Origin of the sequence: Streptomyces sp. NPDC005931 (genome assembly GCF_042871235.1) — a bacterium.
In the GTDB taxonomy this organism is placed as follows: Bacteria; Actinomycetota; Actinomycetes; order Streptomycetales; family Streptomycetaceae; genus Streptomyces.
In genome coordinates, this window is record NZ_JBIAIG010000003.1 from 306,379 (window position 1) to 330,727 (window position 24,349).

Below are 24,349 nucleotides of genomic sequence, written 5' to 3' on the forward strand. Positions count from 1 at the left end.
GCCCCCGCCGCAGGGAGGGACACCCGGGCGCCACCCCCTGTCCGGATCACGCCGCCGCGAACGCGCCACCCCGGGCGGCCTCGACGGGTCGCGTCCTGCGGCGGGCGGGTGCCGGTCCGGTGCCAAGGGCGGCGCGTGCGAGACTTGCCGACGTGAGTGCCAACGTGAGCCCAACGGGCAAGCAGCCGACAGCGACGTCCGACGCCGTCAAGGATTCCGCCTTCCTCAAGGCGTGCAGGCGCGAGCCCGTGCCGCACACGCCCGTGTGGTTCATGCGGCAGGCCGGGCGCTCACTGCCGGAGTACCGCAAGGTGCGCGAGGGCATCGGCATGCTCGAGTCCTGCATGCGGCCCGACCTGGTCACCGAGATCACGCTCCAGCCGGTGCGCCGCCACCACGTCGACGCGGCGATCTACTTCAGCGACATCGTCGTCCCGCTCAAGGCCATCGGCGTCGACCTCGACATCAAGCCGGGTGTCGGCCCGGTCGTCGAGCGGCCGATCCGCAGCCGTGCCGACCTCGCGCAGCTGCGCGACCTCAGCCCCGAGGACGTCTCCTACGTCACCGAGGCGATCGGCCTGCTCACCCGCGAGCTGGGCGCCACCCCGCTCATCGGCTTCGCCGGCGCCCCCTTCACCCTCGCCAGCTACCTCGTCGAGGGCGGCCCGTCCCGCACGTACGAGAACGCCAAGGCGATGATGTACGGCGACCCCGAGCTGTGGGCCGACCTGCTCGACCGTCTCGCGGACATCACGGCGGCGTTCCTGAAGGTGCAGATCGAGGCGGGCGCGAGCGCCGTCCAGCTGTTCGACTCCTGGGCCGGTGCCCTGGCCCCCGCCGACTACCGCCGCTCCGTACTGCCCGCCTCGGCGAAGGTCTTCGACGCGGTCGCGGGGTACGGCGTCCCGCGCATCCACTTCGGCGTCGGCACCGGCGAGCTGCTGCAGCTCATGGGCGAGGCCGGCGCGGACGTGGTCGGCGTCGACTGGCGCGTCCCGCTCGACGAGGCCGCCCGCCGCGTCGGCCCCGGCAAGGCGCTCCAGGGCAACCTCGACCCGACCGTGCTGTTCGCCACCCGCGAGGCCGTCGAGGCCAAGACCCGGGAGGTCCTTCGGGCGGCGGCGGGCCTGGAGGGCCATGTCTTCAACCTGGGCCACGGCGTCATGCCCTCCACCGACCCGGACGCGCTGACCCGCCTCGTGGAGTACGTCCACACGCACACCGCCCGCTGACTCACCAGGTGTGCCGGGGCCGAGCCCGCCTGCCGAACAGCAGCCCGCGCGGTTCCGGCGGCGGCGGTGTGCCCCGCCTGAGCGGCCAGGCGATCAGCATGCCGGTGAGGAAGCCCACGATGTGCGCCGCGTACGCCACCGTCCCGGCGTCGGTGACGCCCCCGCCGGACGAGTACACCGCCTGGAGCACGAACCACAGGCCCAGCACGATCCAGGCCGGCAGTCGCAGCGGCAGGAAGATCAGGAACGGCACGAGGACCCACACCCGGGCCTTCGGGTACAGCACCAGATAGGCGCCCAGCACCCCCGCGATCGCCCCCGACGCGCCGATCAGCGGGTCGCCCGAGCCGGCGTTGAGCAGCGCGAAGCCGTACGAGGCCGCGTAGCCGCAGACCAGGTAGAACAGCGCGAACGGCAGATGCCCCATGCGGTCCTCGATGTTGTTGCCGAAGATCCACAGGAAGAGCAGGTTGCCCAGCAGGTGCAGCCAGCCGCCGTGCAGGAACATGGCCGTCAGGACGCTCAGCTCGGGTGACTTGTCGTAGCCCGGCGGGCCGACCAGGCAGCCCGGCCCCTGCGGACCCACCCCGACGTCGCCCGTGGGCACCAGGCGCGGCATCCGGTGGTGGATCAGCTCCTGCGGCACCGCGGCATAGCGCTCCAGGAAGGCCTGGAGGTGGCACACGTCGGCCAGCCCCTCGCGGCCGGTCAGCGAGTCGGCCACGCCCGGGGTGAGGAGGAGGAAGACGACGAAGTTCGCGGCGAGCAGCGCGTACGTCACCCAAGGGGTGCGCCGCGCGGGGTTCACGTCATGGACCGGGATCACCACACCCCCCTTGTGCCCGTGGCGCGGACGGCGAATCCGCGAGGCGCTGAACACCGCCGTCCGGGCGCGCGTATCTCTCCTCAACCGCCCGCGGCGCGGGGAAGGGGTCGCGGGGCCGACGTGAGGACAGGCGATGAACGACCGAGTTGCTCCTGCGCTGCACGCGCTGCCCGACGGCGAGGCCGAGCTCCGGCTCGTGGTGCGCCTCCCCTGGGAGGACGTCGCCCGGCTGGGCCAGGAGGCGGGACGGCTCGCCACCCAGATGCAGCGGCCCGTGACGCTGGACGAGGCGGTGAGCCACCGGCTGCGCTCACCGCGCGCCTCCGCCGCGCACGCCAAGCCGGCCGGGGAGCAGCCGCCCCCGGTGCCGGCCAGCGCCTCCGTGTCCTCGCTGCCGTCGCGTCCCCCGTCCGAGCAGGCGCGTCAGGCCATCGAGAGGATCAACGGGTCCGCGTAGCGGGTCCGCGGGGCGGCCGCGCAGCGGCCGCCGCGGGCCGCGCGGGCGGTCCGCTCACCCGGCGCCGCGGACCTTCGCCGCCGCCTTGCGCGCCGCCACCAGGACCGGGTCCCAGACCGGGGAGAACGGCGGCGCGTACCCCAGGTCCAGGGCCGTCATCTGCTCCACCGTCATCCCGGCGGTCAGGGCGACCGCCGCGATGTCGACACGCTTGCCCGCGCCCTCCCGGCCGACGATCTGCACGCCGAGCAGCCGCCCCGTGCGCCGCTCGGCGAGCATCTTCACGGTCATGGGGGAGGCGTTCGGGTAGTAGCCCGCGCGGCTGGTCGACTCGACGGTGACGGACTCGAAGCGCAGGCCCACGCGGCGGGCGTCCTTCTCGCGCAGGCCGGTGCGCGCGATCTCCAGGTCGCAGACCTTGCTGACCGCCGTACCGACCACACCGGGGAACGTCGCGTAGTCGCCGCCGACGTTGGCGCCGATGACCTGGCCGTGCTTGTTGGCGTGCGTGCCGAGCGCGATGTGCCGCTCCTGCCCGGAGACCAGGTCCAGGACCTCCACGCAGTCGCCGCCCGCCCAGATGTTCTCGTGCCCGCGCACCCGCATCGACCGGTCGGTGAGCAGCCCCCCGTGCTGGCCCAGCGGCAGCCCCGCCGCCCGCGCGAGGGACGTCTCGGGCCGTACCCCGATGCCGAGCACCACGACGTCCGCCGGGAACCGCGCGTCCCGTGCGTCGACCGCCCGCACCCTGCCGTCGTCCCCGGTGAGCAGCCCGGTGACCTCCGTGTCGTTCACCATGGTGATGCCGAGGCCCTCCATGGCCCGGTGCACCAGCCGCCCCATGTCCGGGTCCAGGGTGGCCATGGGTTCCCTGCCGCGGTTGACGACCGTCACCTCGTAACCGCGGTTGATCATTGCCTCGGCCATCTCCACGCCGATGTAACCGGCCCCCACGACCACCGCGCGGCGCCCCCGCGTGCGCACCAGCGTGTCCATCAGCGCCTGGCCGTCGTCCAGGGTCTGCACCCCGTGCACCCCGGGCGCCTCCATGCCGGGCAGCTCCGGGCGGATCGGCCGCGCCCCGGTCGCGATCACGAGCTTGTCGTACGGCGTCCAGTACTCGTCGCCGGAAACGACGTCACGCGCGCGTACCCGCTGCTGGTCCACGTCGATCCCGGTGACCTCGGTGCGCAGCCGCACGTCGATGTCCCGCGCGCGGTGCTCCTCCGGCGTCCGGGCGATCAACTGCTCCCGCTCGGCGACGTCACCGCCCACCCAGTACGGGATGCCGCACGCCGAGTAGGACGTGAAGTGGCCGCGCTCGAACGCGACGATCTCCAGCTCGTCCGGGCTCCTCAGCCGGCGGGCCTGCGACGCCGCGGACATCCCCGCGGCGTCGCCGCCGATCACCACCAGGCGTTCGCCCCTGCCCCGCGCATCGCTCATGTTCATGCGAACACGCTACGGGGGACACCCACGGCCGGTTCCCGTCGCGCCTGCCGGGCCGGGGCCGCCCCGGAGCCACGACGTCACTCCTCGCCGCCCTCCCGGGTGCCGGCGGCGGGCCGCGGTGCCGAACGGGATGCAGAACCGGCCGCGGGCGAGGTCGCGGGCGGGGTCGCCGGGCGGGGGTAGGGCAGTATGCCGGGGGTGGTCACCGCGGGCGTGTGTTCCGCGCGGCGCGCCGTCCGCGGGCGGACGACCTTGAGCCACAGCAGGAGAAGCAGCGCGCCCACCACCGCGAACGGCAGCAGCGCGCCGAACGCCACCGCGAGCCAGCGCAGCATCGTCAGGAACGCCTCCCAGCCGCCCGCGAGCGCGTCCACGAACCCGGGCTCGTCGTCCCCGGTGTCCTTCTTCACCGCCGTCTCGGACAGCGACAGGGTGATGGTGGCCAGGCTCGTGCGGTCCTTCAGGGACGCCTGGCGGGCGAGCAGGGCCTCCAGGTCGGCCTGTCGGGTGCTCAGCTCCCCTTCCAGGGTGACCACGTCGCTGAGCTTGGTGGCGCGGTCCATCAGCTCCCGGATGCGGGCCACACTGGCGCGCTGCGTCGTGATCCGGCTCTCCACGTCGACCACCTGCTCGGTGACGTCCTCCGCCTTGGCATGGCGCTCGAGCAGCTTGCCCGTGCCCTCCAGACCGGCCAGGACCTCCTCGTACGCGGCGACGGGCACGCGCAGCACCACGCGCGTGTGCTCGTCTCCGTCGTCGTCCCGCGTGGTGGTCTCGGTGCCGACGTAGCCGCCCGCGTTCTCGGTGGTGGAGCGGGCCTCGGCCAGGGCCTTCGGCACATCCTCGACCCGCACGGTCAGCGAGGCGGTGCGGATGATGTGGCTCGCGGTGGTCCTGGGCGGCGCGGTGGCCCCGGCACCGTCCGCCGAGCCGCCCGGGGCGCCGTCCCTCGCACCGCCCTTGGCACCCTCCTTCGCGCCCTCCTGTCCGCCGGCCCTCCCGTTCGCCTGCGAGGCGGCCTTGTCGTCGGCGCTTCCGCCGCTGTCGTCCGCGCCGCCGCACCCCGTGACGGCGAGGGCCGTGGCCAGCAGGACCCCGGCCAGGGCGGGGCCGGTCCGTACGGATCGTCGTGTGCGCATGAGGAGTTCCCCCCGGGTGGTGACCATTGACGCTCCTACGACGCCGCGGGTGCGCGGGACGTTTGCCGGAAACGGTCCCGATGCGGTCACGGTAGGGACTCGCCAGGGCCACATGGCCCTGGCGGGACTGTCGGCGGCGTTTGAGAAGGTGGGGAGTATGAGCGGATCACGTACGGATGCCGGGCATGTCGTCGTCATCGGGGCCGGTGTCGCCGGGCTGGCGGCCGCGCACCGGCTGCTGGAGCGCGGGGCGCGGGTGACCGTGCTCGAGGCCTCGGACCGGGTCGGCGGCAAGCTGCTCTCCGGCGAGATCGAGGGCGTGCGCGTCGACCTCGGCGCCGAGTCGCTGCTGGCCCGCCGCCCGGAGGCGGTCACCCTCGCCCGCGAGGTCGGCCTCGCCGACCGGCTCCAGCCCCCGGCCACCACCACCGCCTCGCTGTGGACCCGCGGCGCCCTGCGCCCCATGCCCAAGGGCCATGTCATGGGCGTGCCCGGCAGTGCCGCCGCCCTCGCCGGCGTGCTGTCCGAGGAGGGTCTCGCCCGCATCGGGCGCGACGCCGAGCTGCCCCGCACCGAGGTGGGCGACGACGTGGCGGTCGGGGAGTACGTGGCGGCGCGCCTCGGCCGCGAGGTCGTCGACCGCCTCGTGGAGCCCCTGCTCGGCGGGGTGTACGCGGGCGACGCGTACCGCATCTCGATGCGCGCCGCCGTCCCGCAGCTCTTCCAGATCGCCCGCACGCACACCTCGCTGACCGAGGGCGTGCGCGAGATGCAGGCCCGGGCCGCCGCCGCGCAGCAGACCGGACCGGTCTTCATGGGCATCGAGGGCGGAGTGGGCACCCTCCCGCTCGCGGTCGCCGCATCGGTCCGCTCGCGCGGCGGGGAGGTCCGGACCCACACCCCGGTCACCGAGCTGCGCCGCGATGGCGGGGGCCGCGGGTGGCGCGTGGCCGCCGGGGACCGGCTGCTCGACGCCGACGCGGTCGTCGTCGCCGCCCCCGCCCCCGTCGCGGCGCGGCTGCTGCGCGCGGAGGCCCCCCGCGCCGCCGCCGAACTCGCCGGCGTCGAGTACGCCTCGATGGCGCTGATCACCCTCGCCTACCGCCGCGCGGAGACCGACCTGCCGGAGGGCAGCGGCTTCCTGGTTCCGCCGGTCGACGGCCACACCGTCAAGGCGTCCACCTTCGCCTCCCGCAAGTGGGCCTGGATCGCCGAGGAGAACCCCGACCTGATCGTCCTGCGCACCTCCGTGGGGCGCTACGGCGAGACGGAGATCCTCCGGAGCGACGACGCCGAACTGGTCGAGGTCTCCCGGCGCGACCTGAAGGCCGCCGTCGGGCTGGCCGCCACCCCCGTCGCCACCCGCGTCACCCGCTGGGACGACGGCCTGCCCCAGTACCCGGTCGGCCACCTGGCGCGCGTGGCCCGCGTGCGGGAGCACCTCGCCGGCCTCCCGGGGCTGGCCGTGTGCGGCGCGGCCTACGACGGCGTCGGCATTCCGGCCTGCATCGCCGGGGCGTACGCCGCCGTCGACCACATCCAGGACGACCTCCGCGCCCGGCGGGAGCCCACCACCGACCCGGTGCAGAGCCTCCGCGGCGGAGCGGGAGAATAAGGGACATGAGTGACGACGCCACCACCCCCGCCCCCGACCGGATCCCGAACAAGGGCAAGCTGGCCAAGGACCTCAACGAGGTCATCCGCTACACCCTCTGGTCCGTCTTCAAGCTGAAGGACGTGCTGCCCGAGGACCGCTCCGGGTACGCCGACGAGGTCCAGGAGCTGTTCGACCAGCTCGCCGCCAAGGACGTCACGATCCGCGGCACCTACGACCTGTCCGGTCTGCGCGCCGACGCCGACGTCATGATCTGGTGGCACGCCGAGACCAGCGACCAGCTCCAGGAGGCGTACAACCTCTTCCGCCGCACCAGGCTGGGCCGCGCGCTCGCCCCGGTGTGGTCGAACATGGCGCTGCACCGCCCCGCCGAGTTCAACCGCTCGCACATCCCCGCCTTCCTCGCCGACGAGACGCCCCGCGCGTACGTGAGCGTGTACCCCTTCGTCCGCTCCTACGACTGGTACCTGCTGCCCGACGAGGACCGCCGCCGCATGCTCGCCGACCACGGCAGGATGGCCCGCGGCTTCCCCGACGTGCGCGCCAACACGGTCGCCTCCTTCTCGCTGGGCGACTACGAGTGGATCCTCGCCTTCGAGGCCGACGAACTGCACCGCATCGTCGACCTCATGCGCCACCTGCGCGGGTCGGAGGCCCGGATGCACGTCCGCGAGGAGATCCCGTTCTTCACCGGCCGCCGCAAGGACCTCGCGGAGCTGGTGGCGGGCCTGGCCTGAGCTCAGGGCAGGGCCGGCGCGGCTGCTGCCCGCCCGGACGCCCGCCGCGGGGGCGTGGCCCTCGGCCCCGTTTCCGGGTGCGGCGCGCAGGACGCGCGCCGGCCCGGGACCGTGCCGTGGAGCAGATACGCCTCCACATGACCGTTCACGCAGGCGTTGGGCCCGCCCGCGATGCCGTGGCTGCCGGCGTCCCGCTCGGTCAGCAACGCCGATCCCGCGAGCCGGCGGTGCAGTTCCAGGGCGCCGCCGTACGGGCTCGCCGCGTCCCGCTCGGCCGCCAGGACCAGCGTCGGCGGCAGCTCGCCGAGCCCGGCGCGCACGTCCAGCGGCCGCTGCCGGGGCGCCGGCCAGTAGGCGCACGGCAGGATCGTCCAGGTGTTGTCCCAGGTCGTGAAGGGGGCCCGGCGGGCGAGCCGGGTGTTGTCCCGGTCCCACACCGTCCAGTCCGTCGGCCAGGGCGCGTCGTTGCACTGCACGGCGGTGTCGACCGCCCGCGCGTTCTCCGCCTCCGCCGCCGCCTCGGGCTCCCGGAGCGGTCCCGCCTGCTCGACCAGCGGCCGCGGATCGCCCGCGAGGTAGGCCGACAGGGCGTGCGCGCGGTGCGGCCAGAGGTCGTCGTAGTGAGCGGCGTCCAGCAGCGCCGTCCGCAACTGACCCGGCCCGACCGTCCCGCCCGCCGGTTCCTCCGCCAGCCGCGCCCTCGCCCGCTCGTAACCGCGCTGCACCTCGGCGGCCGTGCGGCCCAGCCCGTACACGGCGTGGTGCCGGGCCACCCACGCCCTGAAGTCCGCCCAGCGGTCCTCGAAGGCGGCCGACCGGTCGAGGTGGTTGCGGTACCAGATCCGCTCCGGATCCGGGTTCACCGCCGAGTCGAACACCATCCGCCGCACCTGCGCCGGGAACATCGTGGCGTACAGGGCCCCGACGTACGTGCCGTACGACGAGCCCAGGAAGGTCAGCCGTGGCTCGCCCAGCGCGGCGCGCAGGACGTCCAGGTCACGGGCGTTGTCGAGTGAGGTGTAGTGCCGCAGCGCGCCGCCGGCCCGCTCGGCGCAGCCGCGCGCGTACGCCTCGGCCCGCGCGATCCGGCGGTGCTTGTACGCCTGCGACGGGTGGACCGGAGCCGGGTCCGGTCCCTCGACGAACCGCCCGGGATCCACGCAGGACAGCGGCGCGGAGCGGCCCACCCCGCGCGGGGCGTAGCCGACGAGGTCGTAGGCCGCCGCGACGCGCTTCCACTCCGGGAGCAGGCCGAGGAGCGGGACGTACATGCCGGAGGCGCCCGGCCCGCCGGGGTGGTGGACCAGGACGCCCTGCCGGGGCACCTCGCGCGTGCCGTCGGCCGGGTCCTTCCCGGTGGCGCGCACCCGGCTGACGGTGAGGGCGATCTGCTCGCCGTGCGGGCGGGTGTAGTCGAGCGGGACCCGGACCGTGCCGCACCGCATGCTGCCGGGGAGGTCACGGGCGTCGGGGCACCTCCCGAACCGGATGCCCTCGGACGCGGCGCGCGCGGCGGCCACCGCGGTGCCGCGCAGCTCCGCCGCGCCGAGGGTGGTGGGGGCGGTCGGGGCGGTGCCGCCGGCCGGAGCGGCGGCCAGGGCGGTCACCAGCAGGGACCCGGCGGCCACGTGGACGGCGGCGGTTCTCATCGCGTATCCCTTCGGTGCACACGGCGGCGACACGAGGGATGTTCCGTTCGGGTGCGGGGGAAGGCAAGCACTGATCACCGGTGTCGGCGTCAGTGCCCCCGCACGCTCCCCGGCGCCCGCCCTACTGCTCGCCGCCGGGGCCGTGACGGTGCTCCTGGGGCTGCTCGCGGTGGTGCTCGCGGTGCGCGAAGGCCGCACGCAGGTCCGGTTCGCCGACGGCATGGACGCCGCGCACGGCCACGGAGGTGAGGTAGGACCGGTCGTCCCCCGTGCCCCCGGCGCCGCGGTGCAGGGCGCCCAGCAGCCGCTGGCCGGCCGGGGAGGCCCAGCGCGAGTACGGGTGGACCTCGATCCGCGCCATGGCCAGGCAGCTCAGCGCCAGGGTGAGCGGCAGCGCGAACCACAGGGCCACCAGGTGGCGCGGCACGTCCGGCGGAGCGGGCAGCAGCAGGGCGGCGGCGGCCAGCCCGACCACGGCGAGCGCGGCGAGCCGCACCTGGCGCACCGCCTCGGCGACCGTCGTGCCGGACGCCTCGTCTGGCACGGCGAGCCCGGCGCTGACCAGCCGGTCGGCTATCCCGCGCACGGCGTCGGCCGTCGCCGCGGCGGCCCGCACCGGAGCGATACGGGACTGGCCCTCGGGCCCGATGGCCCCGATGACCGACCGCTCCATCTCGTCCCGCCCGCGCGGATCGACCACGGTCGCCCAGCCGGTGCGGGCCAGCAGCAGCCGACGCTGGCGGGCCATCGCGACCAGGGTGACGTCGGCGACCCGTGCGGGCCCGCCGGACAGGAACGCGGCCTCGTACAGCGTCAGGTCCCGCCCCCGGCCGACCGCCGTGGGCGCGTCGTCGACGGCCGCGGCGCGGACGGAGGCCAGGCACAGCCGCGTGCACGCGATGCCGGCGACGGCCCAGGCAGGCAGCAGCAGGAGGACCCAGAACATGAGTTGTTTGTAAGTGACACGGTCGCGGGAGCACCATGCCCCGTTCATCATCCGGACCGAGTGTTGTGGGTATGTGACGTTCCGCTTGGCGGCCCGCCGGCCCCGTGCGCGCCCGGCTCAGCGCCGCAGCAGCGCCCGCCGGGTGGCCCGGGCCAGCCGCACGGCCGGTCTTGGCGACCGCGGCTTCGGTCCGGACCGCTCCAGCCACCAGGCCCGCAGCTCCCGCCGGACCCGTGCGTCCTGCGGCCGGCCGGACAGCAGCACCTGCTCGACGAAGTCGAGCGCGTCCCGGCGGTAACCCCCGGTCATCGGATGCGCCTGGGCGTACGCGAGGAAGGCGGGCCGGTATCCGTCGCCCAGCAGCTCCGGCAGCTCGGGCGCGACCTTGCCGACGACGTCCGCCCGCTTGGCGGCGAGCGCCCGTGCCTGCACCCTCATCCGTGCCCGGTCGAACCCCTCGGGCACGGGGGTGCCGGCGACGAGGGCGGACAGGAACGCGGTCTGGGCGAGGGCGAGCCGCTGCCGGGCGGGCCCGGTGGGGCGGGGCCCGGGTGCGGCGGGGCGCGGGTCGAGGGAGGGGACGCCGGATCCCCCCGCGGCGGGCGGCTCCGCCTCGGCCGCCGCCCGTCGCACCGCGCCCTTCTCGACCGCACCCCGGATCGCGCCCAACTCCCGCGCCAGCTCATCCTCTTCCGGGAAGTTCTCGTCGCGCTCCAGCAGCACCCCCGGCGGGCGGACGCGGGACGCGAGGTCGGTGAGGATGCCGAGGACCGGCTCGGGGACGGGGTGGGCGTGGCTGTCGTGCCACACGCCGTCGCGTTCGAAGCCACCGGCCACATGGACGTAGGCGATGGCCTCCAGGGGAAGTTCGGCGAGCGCCTCGGCCGGGTCCTCGCTGCGGTTGACGTGGTTGGTGTGCAGGTTGGCGACGTCGACGAGGAGCCGCACGCCGGTGCGGTCGGCCAGCTCGTACAGGAACTGCCCCTCGGTCATCTCCTCGCCGGGCCAGGAGATCAGCGCGGCGATGTTCTCGACGGCGAGGGGCACGGGCAGCGCGTCCTGGGCGATGCGGACGTTCTCGCACAGCACGTCGAGGGCGTCGCGGGTGCGCGGCACGGGCAGCAGGTGCCCGGCCTCCAGACGCGGGGAGGCGGTCAGCGCGCCGCCCGCGCGGACGAAGGCGATGTGCTCGGTGACCAACGGCGCGCCGAGTGCCGTGGCCCGCTCGGCCAGGGCGGCGAGCCGCCCCTCGTCGGGCCGCTCGGCGCCGCCCAGCCCCAGCGCGACGCCGTGCGGCACGACGGTCACCCCGCGCTCGCGCAGCCGCAGCAGGGACTCGGGGAGATGGCCGGGGCAGACGTTCTCGGCCACGACCTCCACCCAGTCGATCCCCGGCATCCGCTCCACGGCGTCCGCGATCTCCGGCCGCCATCCGATTCCCGTTCCCAGTCGCACCGTCGTCCCCTCCTCCACCCGGTCCTCGGCCCACCCGGCCCCCACCGGACGCCCCCTCGGACGTGACGGGGATATGACCCCGCGCCCGCCGCCCGAACCCCGGGCCGGGCTCCTTCAGAGCAACATTTGAGGTTCGGCGGGCCGGGGCGGTCCCGTGACCGGCCGCCCGGCCGTGTGCCCGGACGTACGTGCGCGGCGGCCCCGGCGTTCACCTGCGGCCCGGAGCCGCTTACGATCCGTCCGATCGGCGGGACACCGGGGACTCCGGATGGGCGCCGGCCGGCATCTGGGTGGGGGAATGGGAATCTTGCTCGGAGTTCTGCCGGCGGTCGGGTGCGCCGCGGCGGCGCTGGTGTGCCTGTGGATGACGTGGACGCTGCTCGGAAAGGGCGGGGATCCTCCTCGAAGCCCGGCGTGACATCGCGGGCAGCGCAACGGCGAGGGGTACGTGCGTCGCGGTCGGCGCGACGCGCCACACCTACCGTTTCGTGACACCGGACGGCACGACTCGCATCGCGTACATGGCACGCACCGGCAGTACCTGACGCGCCGAAGGCCGGATCCAACGCGCTCCTGCGCTACCGCAAGGACGATCCGAAGGTGGCCGCCACCTACCTCACGACCATGGTCGTGGTGCCGCTCGGCGGACTCATGACCCTCCTGCCGGCCGTCATGGGGGCCTGTGCCGCGGCGGTGGTCGCCTTCGTGCCCTACGCCGTGCCAGCGGGGTGAGGTGGTCCGGGTGGGGATGCGCGACGTCCGGGCGCCCGCGCCCGAGGTCCGGTGTGCAGGGCGCATCCGTGGACCACGCCGGCCGCTCGCGGTGGGGCGGGCGGGAATTCGCGTGCCCCGGGCGTCGGCCTGCCGCTACGGTGGGGGCGTCCAGGTGCGCAGGTTGCGGCTACTTCTCCTCTCAAGAGGGTGACGCGGGTTCGAATCCCGCCGCCGGCTCCGGCCGGTGTCGTCCAGTGGCCCAGGACACCACACGTCGCCGCCGCCGACTCTTTCTCTGGACACCTATCGCAGTGCCGGATGCTCCGCGACCACCGTGCAGGAGCCCGGGGCGATCTCCGTGAAGCCCGCGTCGCGGACGAGGGGGAGGCCGCTGGTGACGAGGGCTTCCCAGCGTGGCGGGGCCGCTGTGCGGACGGCGAGGGGGAAGCCTGCGTTCCGCCAGGCGTCGCGGTCGGTCTCCGACAGGGCCCACCAGGCGAGCTGGGCGGCGTGGCCCGCTTGGGCCATGGTCTTGCCTGCCGACATGCCCAGGTCGGGGTTGAGCCACAGCACCGGGGCCGCCGGCTCCGCAGGCGACGGCGGTTCGGGATCGTCGAGGTCCGTGCCGGAGACCTGGAGGCGGGCCAGGTCCTTGGGCCAGCCGTCCAGGGGGACCGGCGGGTAGACCCGCACCTGCGCCGACGCGCCGACGACCGTGATGCCGGGCAGGGCCTCGGCGCGGCGCCACTCCGCACCGCGTGCCCGGCGCACCACCTTGCGGATCCGCGCGTCCTGCCACTCCCGCATCGCCCGTGCCCACTCGCCCTCGCCCACCGACCGCTCGTCGGCCAGCATCAGCAGCACCGCACGTGCCGCCGTCTCCAGCGCGTCCGTGCGGGCGGGGGGCGCCGCCTTCTCGATGCGGACGACCAGGGGCAGCACGAATTGCGGTACCGCGTCGCGGGCGCTCGGGTGCGGGCGGAAGGGGTGGTCGGCGGTCGGCGTCTGCTCAGGAGTCACGGGAACAGTGTGCCAACCCGTCGTTCACCGCCGATCCGAAGCCGTCCAGCTCCGGCGGCCCCGAGCCGTTCAGCTCCCGGCCGGCCCCGACCGCCCAGCTCCCTGCCGGTCCCCCGCCTGTCCGGCGCCCTGCCCGGGCCGCCGACCGCGCCGTCAGCCCGAGCAGGCCGTGCGCTGGGCCTCCTGCCACTCGCAGGCGGGGCACAGGGTGATGCCCTTGTACGACTCCGGGTACTCCGTCGGCTCCCGGCACAGCACGCACTCCGCGTACGGCGGGCCGTCCGCCCCGGGCGGCCTGGTCGCGTCGATCAGGCAGTAGTCGTCCTCGCTCATGTGTCCAGCGTAGGACGGGCGGCGGCGCCGCGTTCAGCTCCGGCCGCCCGCCCTCGCGATCAGTTCCGAGACCTTGACGAACCGGTAGCCCTCGCGACGCAGCTCCGGCACGATCCGCCGCACCGCCCGCTCCGTCGCCGGGGCCGCGCTGCGCGTGCAGTGCAGGACGACCACGGAACCCGGCCGCACCCCGTCCAGCACCTGCCGGGCCACCGCGTCGGCGTCCGTGGCGAACGCGTCGCCGCCGACCACGTCCCACTGCACGGCCGTGACACCCGTCGGCGTCAGCGCCTTCAGCGCCCTGCGGTCGTAGCAGCCGCCGGGGAAGCGGAAGTACGGTTTGGCGTCCGGTACCCCGGCCCTGCGGAAGGCTGCGTACGCCCGTTCCACGTCCGCCCGCATCCGGTGGCCGGGCAGGGTCGGCAGGCCGTAGCAGCCGTCGGTGAACGCGTAGTGGCTGTAGGAGTGGTTGGCCACCTCGAAGAGCGGGTCCCGGCCGATGGAGCGGGCCTGGTCCGGGTACTCCTCGGCCCACCTCCCGGTCATGAAGACCGTGGCCGGCACCCTCAGCCTCCGCAGGGTGCCGATCAGGCGCGGATGGTCGAAGCGCTCGCCCGCCGCCGCCCGAGGGCCCTGGTCGGCGGTCATGTCGGCGTCGAAGGTCAGCGCGACGGTCCGGTCCGCGGCGGTGCGGGGGGCGCTCTCGAAGACGGGGGTCAGACCGGCCGGACCGGGAGCCAGCGTGGGCGGGCGCGACGCCGGAGCGGTGCGGGTGGGGGAGGGGGCTCCCGGGTGGGCGTGCTCGCCCGGGGGCCGGGCGGGCTGCGCGGTGGCGCAGGCGGTGAGGGCGGCGCCCAGGGCGCAGGCGGCGACTACTCGGCATACTGATGCGATCACCGCATGAAGGTATGGTGCGACAAGGGCCGTTTCGTCGCGCTTCGCGGGGGTGGGCGCTGCCCGTCACCCTCCCGGGCGGACCCGGCCCCGCACCCTCGCCTCCCGGTGTCTCAGATGTCCCGCTGCTCCAGCGGCCGTGTGGCCGGACCCTGGATCACCTTGCCGTCCGTGTCGAAGCGGGAGCCGTGGCAGGGGCACTCCCAGGCGCGCTCCGCCGCGTTGAAGTCGACCAGGCAGCCCAGGTGGGTGCAGCGCGCCGAGACCGCGTGCAGGGTGCCGTCGTCGTCCCGGTAGACCGCGAGCCGGCCGCCCCCGGCGCGGACCACGGCGCCCTCGCCGGGGGGCAGGGCCTCCACCGGCGGCGAGGGGCGCAGCCGGTCGCCGACGAAGTGCTTGGCGACCTTCGCCTGCGTGGCGAGGAACGACGGCGCCTCGCGCACGGCGGGACGCAGCCGGCGCGGGTCGTACAGCCCGCTCCACTCGCACTCCTCGCCGGTGATCTGCGCGGTGAGCAGCCGGCCGGCCATCATGCCGCCGCTCATGCCCCAGCCGGCGAAGCCGGTGGCGACGTACGCGTGCCGGGCGCCCTGGTGCAGGGGGCCCACCAGCGGCACGGTGTCCGTGGGGTCGTTGTCCTGGGTGGCCCAGGAGTGGGTGAGGTCCACCTCGGGGAAGTGCTCCCGGGCCCAGGCGGACAGGCGCTCGAAACGGGACCGGGTGTCCCCGGTGCCCGGCGTGAAGTGCTCCCCGGTGATCACCAGCAGACGCCGGGTGCCGTCCTCGCCGTAGGGCGCGGTGCGCACGGAGCGGGTGTTCTCGTCCGGGGTGATGTACATGCCGCCCGGGTCGCGGTCGGCGGGGATCGGCCCGGCGACGACAAGCTCCCGGCGCGGGGAGAGGCGGGTGAAGAGCAGGGCCCGGTCGAAGATGGGGTAGTGGGTCGCCACGACGACGTCCCGGGCGGTCACGGTGGCGCCGGTCGCCGTCGCCACACGACAGGGCTCGCCCTCGTCCAGGCCGAGGACAGTGGTGTCCTCGAAGACGCGTCCGCCGCGCGCGATCAGGTCGCGGGTCAGGGCCAGCAGGTACTTGCGGGGGTGGAACTGCGCCTGGCCGGTCACCTCCACCGCACCGGCCACCGGGAAGGGCAGGCCGGTCTCCGTCACGAACGAGGCCGGCAGACCGGCCTCGCGCGCGGCCTCCGCCTCGGCGCGCAGTTCGTCCACCCGGCTCGTGTCGCGCACGAACGTGTAGGCGCTGCGGCGTTCCCAGTCGCAGTCGATGCCGAGCTCGGCCACGACCTCGGCGGTGTGCTCGATCGCCTCGGACTGCGAACGGGCGTACAGGCGTGCGCCCTCACTGCCGCGGGTGCGGCGCAGCTTGTCGTAGATCAGCGTGTGCAGGGCGGTGATCTTCGCGGTGGTGTGGCCGGTGACGCCCGCCGCGATCCGGCCGGCCTCCAGTACCGCCACGCTCCTCCCGGCTCGCGTCAGCTCCCACGCCGTGCACAGGCCGGCGATCCCGCCGCCGATCACGGCCACGTCGGCCTCGATGTCCTCGGTCAGGGGGGCGTGCCGGCCGTCCGGAGCCGTCTCGAGCCAGTACGAGCCGCTGACCTGCTGCTTCTCCGTCATGGCAGCCGGGTACCCCGGTGCGCCGGCTTCAGTGACGGGACACCCGGACGGCCCTGTCCTGTTGCGCACGGGCACGGGCAGGGATAACGTACAACCAAATGGTTGTAGATGGATCGACCGACGAGACCGTCGACCGGCTGTTCCACGCCCTGGCCGACACGACGCGCCGCGACATACTCCGCCGTTGCGTACGGGGCGAGTTGTCCGTGTCGCGGCTGGCCGAGGCGTATCCGATGAGCTTCGCCGCGGTGCAGAAGCACGTCACGGTGCTGGAGCGGGCCGGTCTGGTCACCAAGCGGCGACGCGGACGGGAGCAGCTCGTGCGTACCGACCCCGATGCGGTGGGCCGCGCGCGGCAGGCCCTCGACGAACTGGAGACGGCCTGGCGGGCGCGGGTGGACCGGATGTCCGGTCTGCTCGCCGGCGACGCCGGAGCCGAGGAGAACGACCCGACGAAAGGACCGGACGAATGACTGTCACCCGTGTGGACAAGGACGTCGACAACCTCACGCTCACCCTGATCGCCGACTTCACCGCCCCGGTGGAACGGGTGTGGCAGCTGTGGGCCGACCCGCGGAAGCTGGAGCGCTGGTGGGGGCCGCCGAGCTACCCGGCGACCTTCGAGGAGCACGACCTGACGCCCGGTGGCGAGGTCAGGTACTTCATGACCGGCCCCGAGGGCGAGAAGTTCGGCGGGTGGTGGCGGGTCACCTCGGTCGCGCCGCCGACCTCGCTGGAGTTCACCGACGGCTTCTCGGACCAGGACGGCAAGCCGAACGCCGAGATGCCGACCACGGCGGTACGGATGACCCTCACCCGGCACGACGGCGGCACCCGGATGGAACTGCGCTCGGTCTTCGACACCCGGGAGCAGATGGACCAGCTCGCGGAGATGGGCATGGTCGAGGGGCTCAGCGCGGCGGTCGGCCAGATGGACGCCCTGCTGGCGGGCTGACCCCGCGGCGACGCGCGGCCGGGGACGGCGGGTGCCGCATCCGCCGTCCCCGGCCGCTGCCGTGCGGTTACCTGCGCCAGGGGCCCGTCACCGCGAACGTCGTCCCGGGCGTGTAGCAGTTGACGTACATCGTGCGGCCGTCCGGCGAGAAGGTGACCCCGGCGAACTCGCCCCACTCCGGCTGCTCGTCGGTGCCGATGTTCTGACGATTGCGGGCCAGGGCGTACACGTCGCCGTGCCGGGTCACGCCGTAGACGTGCTGGGCGCCGTCACCGTCCTCGCAGACCATCAGGCCGCCGCTCGGCGCCAGGCAGATGTTGTCCGGGGACTCGCCGGGCAGCCGGACGTCCGTGTCCGGGCCGAAGACGACCACCAGGGTGAGCCGTCGGCGGTCCGGGTCGTACCGCCAGATCTGCCCGTAGTGGTCGCCCGCCGACCCCTCCGCGCTGCGGGCGAAGGACGAGACGAAGTACACGGAGCGCCCACCCCAGTAGCAGCCCTCCAGCTTCTGCGCGTGCGTGATGCCCCGGGGGCCGAAGTCCTGGAGCCGGATCGGGGTCCCGACGGCCAGCGGGTCCGGAACGTCCACCCATTCGATGCCGTCGAAGCGGGCCCCCGTCTCCTGGATCGAGGACAGGTCCGGCACCCCCGGCACCCGCATCGCCTGGAGCCGGCCGCCCGCGCGCAGCGAACCGGTGCCGCCCAGCGGCTTGTCGGGCAGGAACCGGTAGAACAGGCCGAAGGGCCGCTGGAAGGCGTCCTCGGTCTCGTAGACCACCCCCCGCCTCGGGTCGACGGCGATCGCCTCGTGCTGGAAGCGGCCCATCGCGGTCAGCGGTACGGCGCCGGTGCGGCGCGGGTCGGCGCCGTCGACCTCGAAGATGAAGCCGTGGTCCTTGGCGTAGCCGGCGGTGCCCGCCTTGTCCTCAGTCTCCTCGCAGGTCAGCCAGGTGCCCCACGGGGTGGGCCCACCCGCGCAGTTGACGGCCGTACCGGCGATCGCGACCCGCTCCGCAAGCACCCGGCCGCGGGCGTCCAGGGTCAGCGCGGTGCAGCCGCCCTTGCCGGCCGGGTCGTAGGTCAGGCCCTCGACCGCGGGCACCGGGATCCTGCCGGTGGCGCGGTTCTCGTGGTTGCGGACGAGGTGGACCCGGCCGTGTCGGCCGGCGAAGGCGGCCATGCCGTCGTGGTTGGAGGGGACGGGGCCCTCGCCGGAGCTCATCGGCTCGCCCTCGCGGGAGAGCACCCGGTAGCGGAAACCCCGCGGCAGGTCGAGCAGGCCGTCGGGGTCGGGGATCAGAGGGCCGTAGCCGCCGTGCCCGAGGGCCTCGGTTGCGGCGGCGGTGCCGGTGAAGAGTTCGGACAGGGCGCCGCTGAACGCGATGCCGACGCCGAGGGCGCCGGACCGGGCGAGCAGCTGACGCCGTGTCGTCGAGGCGGCGGACGGGAAGCCGGCGGCGGAGCCAGAGGGAGACGGGGTCGTCGAGCCGGTTTCTGACATGGGGAAACCTTCCTGCTGGCGGACAGGAACCGTGACCCCGCTGTGTCTATCACCTGCCGTCGGCCGCGGGAACCACGCGCGTAGCACGTGTCACGCGACGGGTGCGGGCCCAGTGGCTTCCTGGCGGTCCTCCGGGAGCGCCGGCTCCTCGCGTGCCCGGTGGTCCTCCGATGGAGCCCGACCTTCGCCTACCTGGCGGTCCTCCGCGGGAGCCGCCTCCCGCCCTCGGGGCCTGTCCTCCACCGCCGGTGCCGGCTGCTGCGCCGGCTGCTGTGCGGCGCGTTCCAGGAACCGCAGCAGCTCCACCGGGAAGGGCAGCACGAGCGTGGAGTTCTTCTCGGCGGCGACCGCCACCACCGTCTGGAGCAGCCGCAGTTGCAGCGCCGACGGCGTGTCCGCCATCTGCTGGGCCGCCTCGGCCAGCTTCCTGGACGCCTGGAGTTCGGCGTCGGCGTTGATGACCCGGGCCCGGCGCTCACGGTCCGCCTCGGCCTGGCGGGCCATCGACCGCTTCATCGTGTCGGGCAGGGACACGTCCTTGATCTCGACACGGTCGATCTGCACGCCCCAGCCGATCGCCGGACTGTCGATCATCAGCTCCAGGCCCTGGTTGAGCTTCTCCCGGTTGGAGAGCAGGTCGTCGAGGTCGCTCTTGCCGATGATCGAGCGCAGTGAGGTCTGCGCCATCTGCGAGACCGCGAAGCGGTAGTCCTCGACGTTGACGATCGCCGCGGAGGCGTCCACGACCTTGAAGTAGACGACGGCGTCGACCCGCACCGTCACGTTGTCCCGGGTGATGCCCTCCTGGGCCGGCACCGGCATCGTGACGATCTGCAGGTTGACCTTCCGTATCCGGTCCACGAACGGCACGATCAGCGTGAACCCGGGCCTGCGCACGTCGCCGTGCAGCCGGCCGAGCCGGAAGACCACCCCGCGCTCGTACTGCTTGACGATCCGCGCCGCCGCGGCGAGGTAGGCGGTTACCGCGGCACCGGTCGCGACGGCCGCCGTGAGCAGCTCCTCGACCATGACGACCTCCCGTCCAGAGGTCTGTTCCGGACCCTTCCACCCGCTCCTGCAACGATATGCCCGGCGTCCGGTCCGGGGCCATGCCCCGGACCGGACGCGGCGGCTACGGGGTGGACGTGACCGGCCGCTCGGGATCCGGTGCCCCGGGTCCCGAGCCGTGGGTGACCCGCACCGGTGGTGTGCCCGCGGCACCGTGGCGCTCGGCCCAGGTCTCCAGGGCCGTGCGGCAGGCGTGGTCGAGGTGGTGGACGCCGGACAGGTCCAGCTCGACCGGGCGGTCCTCGGGCAGGGACTCCAGGGTGTCGAGGATCCGCGGCAGCCGAAGGAAGGTCGCGTTGCCCGACAGGTACACCTGGATGGGGCCCGCGCCCTTGTCTATGACCTCCAGCTTTGCGTGCGAGGCCTCCCAGGCGGTCTTGACCACCGACAGGGCGAGCCCGATCAGGACGCCCTCGAACATGTTCACCGCGACGATCGACACGGCGGTGATCACGAGAATCAGCGCCTCGCCCCGGTGCGCCCGCCACAGCCCCGCGATCCCGCGGAAGGGGATCAGCTTCCAGCCCGCGTGGACCAGGATGCCGGCCAGCGCGGGCAGCGGGACCAGCGCCAGCGCGGAGGGCAGCAGCGCCGCGAACAGCAGCAGCCAGACCCCGTGCAGGACCCGGGACGCCTTGGTGCGGGCCCCCGCGCGCACGTTGGCCGAGCTGCGCACGATGACGGCGGTCATCGGCAGCGCGCCGAGCACCCCGCAGACCGTGTTGCCCGCGCCCTGCGCCATCAGCTCCCTGTCGTACCGGGTGCGCGGGCCGTCGTGCAGCCGGTCCACGGCGGCGGCGCTGAACAGACTCTCCGCGGAGGCGATCAGGGTGAAGGCGAGGATTGTGCCGATGAGCCCGACGTCCGCCAGGGTGCCGAAGGCGTCGGCGCCGGGCGGCTGGATCGCGCCCGTCAGGCCCCGCACCTCCACCGTGGCGACGGGCAGGGCGAAGGCGAGCGTGACGGCGGTCGAGAGCAGCACCGCCGCGAGCGCACCGGGCACGGCCCGTGCCGCCGAGGGCATCCACCGCCACAGCACCAGCACCGCCACGGTGCCCGCGCCCACGGCGAGCGAGACGAGGGCCTCGGTGCTGCTCAGCGCGTCCACCACCGCCCCGGGCAGCCCGAGGATCTTGTCGAGGCCGGAGGCGGGCGCCTCGAGACCGGCCGCCGCGTACAGCTGGCCCGCGATGATCACCAGACCGATACCGGCCAGCATGCCCTCGACCACCGAGACCGATATGGCGCGGAACCAGCGCCCGAGCCGCAGCGCGCCCAGGACCAGCTGGAGCACGCCGGTGCCCAGCACGATCACGCCGAGCGCCGGCAGCCCGTACGCCGAGACCGCCTCGAAGACCAGTACGGTCATGCCGGCGGCCGGGCCGGACACCTGGAGGCTGCTGCCCGGCAGCAGTCCGGTCACCAGGCCGCCCACGATGCCGGTGACCAGGCCGAGTTCGGCCGGGACGCCGGAGGCGACGGCGACGCCCACGCACAGCGGCACCGCGACGAGGAACACGACCAGGGAGGCGGCGACGTCCTGCCGCAGATGGGGGAACCTGCGCACGGCCGCGCTCACAGCGCCTCGAACGTGTCGGTCTGCACGCGGTGTTCGCGCACGGCCCCGGTGTGCACCTCGTAGTACCAGCCGCGCAGCCGCAGCCGGCCGGAGTCCAGCCGGCTCCCGACGCACGGGTAGGAGCGCAGCCGCAGCAACTGGGCCAGGACGTGGTGCTGCACGGCCTGCGCGCACGTGGGGTCCGTCGCGTCGGCCGTGGCCGGCTCACCGGCCGCGTGCGCCAGCCAGTCGCGTACGGCGGGCACGGCGTCGAGGTCGTCGCCGCGCACCAGCGCGCCGATGGCCCCGCAGTGGGAGTGGCCGCAGACCACGATGTCCCGCACGCCGAGGACCTCCACGGCATACTCGACGGTGGCCGCCTCCGCGCTGGGGCGCCCGGGGTCGTGGGGCGGGACGATGTTGCCCGCGGTGCGCAGCTCGAAGAGCTCGCCGGGCCGGGCGCCCGTGATCAGGGTCGGCACGACCCGGGAGTCGGAGCAGGTGATGAACAGGACGTCGGGGGACTGGCCCTCGGCGAGGCGGGCGAACTCCTCAGGGCGCCGGCCGAAGCCGCGGGCGTTGTCGATGAGGGGTTGCATGGGCTGTTTCCTCCTGGCGCGCCGTGGGGAGCGCGTCGGACGGGCATGGCAGACGGGGGGAGCGCGGATTCCGCGTCGAGCCCTGGCCCTTGCCTGACGCGTCGTATACGCGGTTGCGAAGACGCGCCGGGTGCGAACAGTTGAAGAATCGGTAAAGCGGCGGCAAGGGCGGAGCGAGGGACCGGGATCGCCGGACCTTGGAACACGCGTTCCCCACCGGGTGGTTCGCACCTGTGGGTATGTCAATGGTTGGTCAACGGTTGGTCAAGAAACACGTTAACCCTGCAAAGGGCTTTGCAGGGTCAACTTCGCGTCTCGGGGCGCAGGACGCCTGAAAAGCGGAGGTGGTGTGGCGTGAACCGGCCGCTGGGCGTGCGGTATTCGGTCGGGTGTCCGAAACCCCGTCAGCTAGTCCCGGTGAGCCTGCCCGCGTCCCGGGCCAGGGCGGTGAGCCGCGAGATCGCCCGGAAGTACTTCTTCCGGTAGCCGCCGTTGAGCATCTCCTCGCTGAACAGTCGGTCGAACGGCTCGCCCGAGGCGAACACGGGCACCTCGCGGTCGTAGAGCCGGTCGGCGAGGACGACGAGCCGCAGGGCCGTCGACTGGTCCGGCACCGGCCGCACCCCGGTCAGGCACACCGCGCGGATCCCGTCGGTCAGGGCGCCGTAGCGGCTGGGGTGCACCTTGGCGAGGTGGTCGAGCAGGTCGGGGAACGCGTCGAGCGAGGCGCCCTCGGTGCTGTGCGCCGTCTTGGTCACCAGCTCGTCGGGGTGCGGCGGCGGCGCCTCGGGCAGACCCCGGTGGCGGTAGTCCTCGCCGTCGATGCGCAGGGCGCGGAAGTGGGCCGACAGGCCCTGGATCTCGCGCAGGAAGTCGGCGGCGGCGAACCGGCCCTCGCCGAGCCTGCCCGGCAGCGTGTTGGAGGTGGCGGCGAGCGCGACACCGGCCTCGACCAGCTTGCCGAGCAGGGTGGAGACCAGCACGGTGTCGCCCGGATCGTCCAGCTCGAACTCGTCGATGCACAGCAGACGGTGGCCCGAGAGGGTCTTCACCGTCTGCTGGAAGCCGAGAGCGCCCACCAGGTTGGTGAGCTCCACGAAGGTGCCGAACGCCTTGAGCTCCGGCTCGGCCGGGGTGGCGTGCCACAGCGACGCCAGCAGGTGGGTCTTGCCGACGCCGTAACCGCCGTCGAGGTAGACGCCGCGCGGGCCCGACGGGGCCTTCTTCGGCGCCTTGCCGAGGCCGAACAGCCGGCGCCTGCCCGAGCCGCCGTCCGGTGCGCCGCCCAGGCCCGCCGCGAAGCCCTCGAGGACGCGCACGGCCTCGGTCTGGCTCGGTCGGCCGGGGTCCGGTATGTAGGTGTCGAAGCGCACCGCGTCGAACCGCGGCGGCGGCACCATCTCCGCGACCAGGTGGTCCGCGGGGACGTGCGGCTCGCGGGCGCACAGGGACAGCGGGGCCGCGTCGGCTGTGGGGCCGCGGTGGGCGGTGGAGGAGGACGACACGCTTACCCATGCTACGGGGCGTGGAACACTGCTCGGCATGCGACGCCTGTTCCCTGTGACCCACGAAACAGCAGATCCCGCCGGTGAGGCGCCCGGTTCCACCGGGGACGGACGGGAGTGGAGCCTGGCCGAGCTGGCCGCCGCCTACGCCTATCCGGAGCCGGGCCCCGGGGGCCGCGAGCCGTGGCTGCGGGCCAACATGGTGTCCACCCTCGACGGCGCCGCCCAGCACGAGGGCCGCTCCCAGCCCATCTCCTGCCCCGCCGACATGCGGATCTTCGGCACACTGCGGGCGCTGGCGGACGTCGTGGTCGTGGGCGCGCAGACGGTGCGTCAGGAGGGCTACCGCCCGGCACGCGCGCGTGCCGAGTTCGCGGCGGCCCGGGAGGCCGCCGGGCAGGGCCCGGCGCCCGCGATCGCGGTGGTCTCCGCGAGCCTGGACCTGGATTTCTCCTTGCCGCTGTTCACCTCCCCCCCGGTGCCCACCCTCGTCCTGACGGGCGCGACGGCCGATCGCGGGCGGATCGCCGCCGCCGAGCGGGCGGGCGCCCGCGTGGTGACCGCCGGGGAAGGGGCCGGCGTGGACCCCGCGCGCGCGGTGCGGGCCCTCGCGGAGCTGGGGCACACCCGGCTGCTCACGGAGGGCGGACCACGGCTGCTCGGGCAGATGATCGCCGCCGGGGTGCTCGACGAGATCTGCCTGACCGTCTCGCCGATGCTCACCGCCGGTGACGCCCAGCGCATCGCCGATGGACCCTCAGTGACAATTCCGCGCCGTTTTTCGCTGATGTCGATGTTGGAGGAGAACGGCTTCCTCTTCACGCGGTACCGGCGGTCCTGACCCGATCGCCCGGCGCCGACCGTCCGGCCCGGTCTGTCCGGCCGGAGGGACCGGCCCGTTCGGCCCGTACGGGAGCATCCGGAAACGGGTTCGATGGTTACCGCTGGTCCGGTAATCGGCGGAATCTTCGGTTCCGCTTAGCCCGCCGAAGGGCACACTGGATCCGGCAGTGCCCGTGCGAACACGGGGCAGGATGGTTTCCGCAGGGCTCGGCTC

At 74.2% G+C, this 24,349-nt stretch carries 23 protein-coding genes; 8 read left to right on the plus strand and 15 right to left on the minus strand.

Annotated features, from left to right (window positions below; all coding sequences use genetic code 11):
* The first annotated feature begins 152 nt into the window (after nucleotides 1-152).
* Complete coding sequence (gene hemE, locus ACFYOV_RS08925) at nucleotides 153-1,232, plus strand: uroporphyrinogen decarboxylase (RefSeq protein ID WP_389084683.1); 1,080 nt, start codon at nucleotides 153-155, stop codon at nucleotides 1,230-1,232.
* 1 nt (nucleotide 1,233) lies between these two features.
* Here the strand turns inward: hemE and ACFYOV_RS08930 are convergent, their stop codons facing one another.
* Nucleotides 1,234-2,061 (minus strand): rhomboid family intramembrane serine protease, encoded by an 828-nt coding sequence (locus ACFYOV_RS08930; protein ID WP_389084686.1) that lies wholly within the window; start codon nucleotides 2,059-2,061, stop codon nucleotides 1,234-1,236.
* A 130-nt stretch (nucleotides 2,062-2,191) separates the two neighbouring features.
* On the opposite strand from ACFYOV_RS08930, the gene ACFYOV_RS08935 reads away from it, so the two are divergent.
* Entirely contained in the window at nucleotides 2,192-2,515 is a 324-nt protein-coding gene (locus tag ACFYOV_RS08935) for a hypothetical protein (RefSeq protein WP_389084689.1), read from the plus strand.
* A gap of 54 nt (nucleotides 2,516-2,569) precedes the next feature.
* Here ACFYOV_RS08935 and ACFYOV_RS08940 read toward each other — a convergent pair whose 3' ends face one another.
* Both ACFYOV_RS08940 and ACFYOV_RS08945 read right to left on the minus strand, forming a co-directional pair.
* Nucleotides 2,570-3,967 carry an FAD-dependent oxidoreductase gene (locus tag ACFYOV_RS08940; RefSeq protein ID WP_389084691.1) on the minus strand — a complete coding sequence of 466 codons (1,398 nt, stop codon included), beginning with the start codon at nucleotides 3,965-3,967 and terminating at the stop codon, nucleotides 2,570-2,572.
* Nucleotides 3,968-4,044: 77 nt separating this feature from the next.
* A complete protein-coding gene (locus tag ACFYOV_RS08945; RefSeq protein ID WP_389084693.1) occupies nucleotides 4,045-5,106 on the minus strand; it encodes a DUF4349 domain-containing protein in 1,062 nt (353 codons plus the stop codon).
* A gap of 157 nt (nucleotides 5,107-5,263) precedes the next feature.
* Here ACFYOV_RS08945 and hemG point away from each other — a divergent pair, with 157 nt between their 5' ends.
* Together hemG and hemQ are read left to right on the plus strand one after the other, a co-directional pair.
* On the plus strand, nucleotides 5,264-6,721 hold the full coding sequence (hemG, locus tag ACFYOV_RS08950; protein ID WP_389084696.1) for a protoporphyrinogen oxidase: 1,458 nt from the start codon (nucleotides 5,264-5,266) through the stop codon (nucleotides 6,719-6,721).
* A gap of 5 nt (nucleotides 6,722-6,726) precedes the next feature.
* Complete coding sequence (hemQ, locus tag ACFYOV_RS08955) at nucleotides 6,727-7,458, plus strand: hydrogen peroxide-dependent heme synthase (RefSeq protein ID WP_389084698.1); 732 nt, start codon at nucleotides 6,727-6,729, stop codon at nucleotides 7,456-7,458.
* 2 nt (nucleotides 7,459-7,460) lie between these two features.
* Here the strand turns inward: hemQ and ACFYOV_RS08960 are convergent, their stop codons facing one another.
* The 3 genes from ACFYOV_RS08960 to ACFYOV_RS08970 all read right to left on the minus strand — a co-directional run bounded on the left by ACFYOV_RS08960 (nucleotide 7,461) and on the right by ACFYOV_RS08970 (nucleotide 11,451).
* Nucleotides 7,461-9,107 (minus strand): alpha/beta hydrolase, encoded by a 1,647-nt coding sequence (locus tag ACFYOV_RS08960; protein WP_389084701.1) that lies wholly within the window; start codon nucleotides 9,105-9,107, stop codon nucleotides 7,461-7,463.
* Between the two features lie 121 nt (nucleotides 9,108-9,228).
* On the minus strand, nucleotides 9,229-10,053 hold the full coding sequence (locus ACFYOV_RS08965; RefSeq protein ID WP_389084703.1) for a TIGR04222 domain-containing membrane protein: 825 nt from the start codon (nucleotides 10,051-10,053) through the stop codon (nucleotides 9,229-9,231).
* 117 nt (nucleotides 10,054-10,170) lie between these two features.
* Complete coding sequence (locus ACFYOV_RS08970; RefSeq protein ID WP_389085598.1) at nucleotides 10,171-11,451, minus strand: DUF692 domain-containing protein; 1,281 nt, start codon at nucleotides 11,449-11,451, stop codon at nucleotides 10,171-10,173.
* 657 nt (nucleotides 11,452-12,108) lie between these two features.
* Between ACFYOV_RS08970 and ACFYOV_RS08975 the strand changes: the two genes are divergently transcribed.
* The gene (locus ACFYOV_RS08975; RefSeq protein ID WP_389084705.1) at nucleotides 12,109-12,240 is read left to right on the plus strand and encodes a hypothetical protein; all 132 of its coding nucleotides are present in this window, start codon (nucleotides 12,109-12,111) and stop codon (nucleotides 12,238-12,240) included.
* A 285-nt stretch (nucleotides 12,241-12,525) separates the two neighbouring features.
* Here ACFYOV_RS08975 and ACFYOV_RS08980 read toward each other — a convergent pair whose 3' ends face one another.
* The 4 genes from ACFYOV_RS08980 to ACFYOV_RS08995 all read right to left on the minus strand — a co-directional run bounded on the left by ACFYOV_RS08980 (nucleotide 12,526) and on the right by ACFYOV_RS08995 (nucleotide 16,106).
* Nucleotides 12,526-13,242, minus strand: a complete 717-nt coding sequence (locus tag ACFYOV_RS08980) for a peptidyl-tRNA hydrolase (protein WP_389084707.1) — start codon at nucleotides 13,240-13,242, stop codon at nucleotides 12,526-12,528.
* A 153-nt stretch (nucleotides 13,243-13,395) separates the two neighbouring features.
* Nucleotides 13,396-13,575: a hypothetical protein gene (locus ACFYOV_RS08985; RefSeq protein WP_389084710.1), complete on the minus strand. Its 180-nt coding sequence runs from the start codon at nucleotides 13,573-13,575 to the stop codon at nucleotides 13,396-13,398.
* Between the two features lie 33 nt (nucleotides 13,576-13,608).
* The gene (locus ACFYOV_RS08990; RefSeq protein ID WP_389084712.1) at nucleotides 13,609-14,472 is read right to left on the minus strand and encodes a polysaccharide deacetylase family protein; all 864 of its coding nucleotides are present in this window, start codon (nucleotides 14,470-14,472) and stop codon (nucleotides 13,609-13,611) included.
* Nucleotides 14,473-14,582: 110 nt separating this feature from the next.
* Nucleotides 14,583-16,106 (minus strand): FAD-dependent oxidoreductase, encoded by a 1,524-nt coding sequence (locus ACFYOV_RS08995; RefSeq protein ID WP_389084715.1) that lies wholly within the window; start codon nucleotides 16,104-16,106, stop codon nucleotides 14,583-14,585.
* A gap of 98 nt (nucleotides 16,107-16,204) precedes the next feature.
* On the opposite strand from ACFYOV_RS08995, the gene ACFYOV_RS09000 reads away from it, so the two are divergent.
* Nucleotides 16,205-16,579: an ArsR/SmtB family transcription factor gene (locus ACFYOV_RS09000; protein ID WP_389084718.1), complete on the plus strand. Its 375-nt coding sequence runs from the start codon at nucleotides 16,205-16,207 to the stop codon at nucleotides 16,577-16,579.
* Nucleotides 16,576-17,061: an SRPBCC domain-containing protein gene (locus tag ACFYOV_RS09005; RefSeq protein WP_389084720.1), complete on the plus strand. Its 486-nt coding sequence runs from the start codon at nucleotides 16,576-16,578 to the stop codon at nucleotides 17,059-17,061. Before ACFYOV_RS09000 ends, ACFYOV_RS09005 begins: the two co-directional genes overlap by 4 nt.
* A gap of 67 nt (nucleotides 17,062-17,128) precedes the next feature.
* Here the strand turns inward: ACFYOV_RS09005 and ACFYOV_RS09010 are convergent, their stop codons facing one another.
* From ACFYOV_RS09010 to zapE, 5 genes are all read right to left on the minus strand, one after another.
* Nucleotides 17,129-18,562, minus strand: a complete 1,434-nt coding sequence (locus ACFYOV_RS09010) for a PhoX family protein (protein WP_389084722.1) — start codon at nucleotides 18,560-18,562, stop codon at nucleotides 17,129-17,131.
* A gap of 90 nt (nucleotides 18,563-18,652) precedes the next feature.
* Nucleotides 18,653-19,591, minus strand: coding sequence for a slipin family protein (locus ACFYOV_RS09015; protein ID WP_389084725.1), 939 nt, complete (start codon nucleotides 19,589-19,591; stop codon nucleotides 18,653-18,655).
* Nucleotides 19,592-19,694: 103 nt separating this feature from the next.
* Entirely contained in the window at nucleotides 19,695-21,197 is a 1,503-nt protein-coding gene (locus ACFYOV_RS09020) for a SulP family inorganic anion transporter (RefSeq protein WP_389084728.1), read from the minus strand.
* 8 nt (nucleotides 21,198-21,205) lie between these two features.
* Nucleotides 21,206-21,787, minus strand: coding sequence for a carbonic anhydrase (locus ACFYOV_RS09025; protein ID WP_389084730.1), 582 nt, complete (start codon nucleotides 21,785-21,787; stop codon nucleotides 21,206-21,208).
* A 404-nt stretch (nucleotides 21,788-22,191) separates the two neighbouring features.
* Entirely contained in the window at nucleotides 22,192-23,331 is a 1,140-nt protein-coding gene (zapE, locus tag ACFYOV_RS09030) for a cell division protein ZapE (protein ID WP_389084733.1), read from the minus strand.
* Here zapE and ACFYOV_RS09035 point away from each other — a divergent pair.
* Nucleotides 23,330-24,133: a pyrimidine reductase family protein gene (locus ACFYOV_RS09035; RefSeq protein WP_389084735.1), complete on the plus strand. Its 804-nt coding sequence runs from the start codon at nucleotides 23,330-23,332 to the stop codon at nucleotides 24,131-24,133. The two genes, zapE and ACFYOV_RS09035, sit on opposite strands and share 2 nt — an antisense overlap.
* Nucleotides 24,134-24,349: the final 216 nt, after the last annotated feature.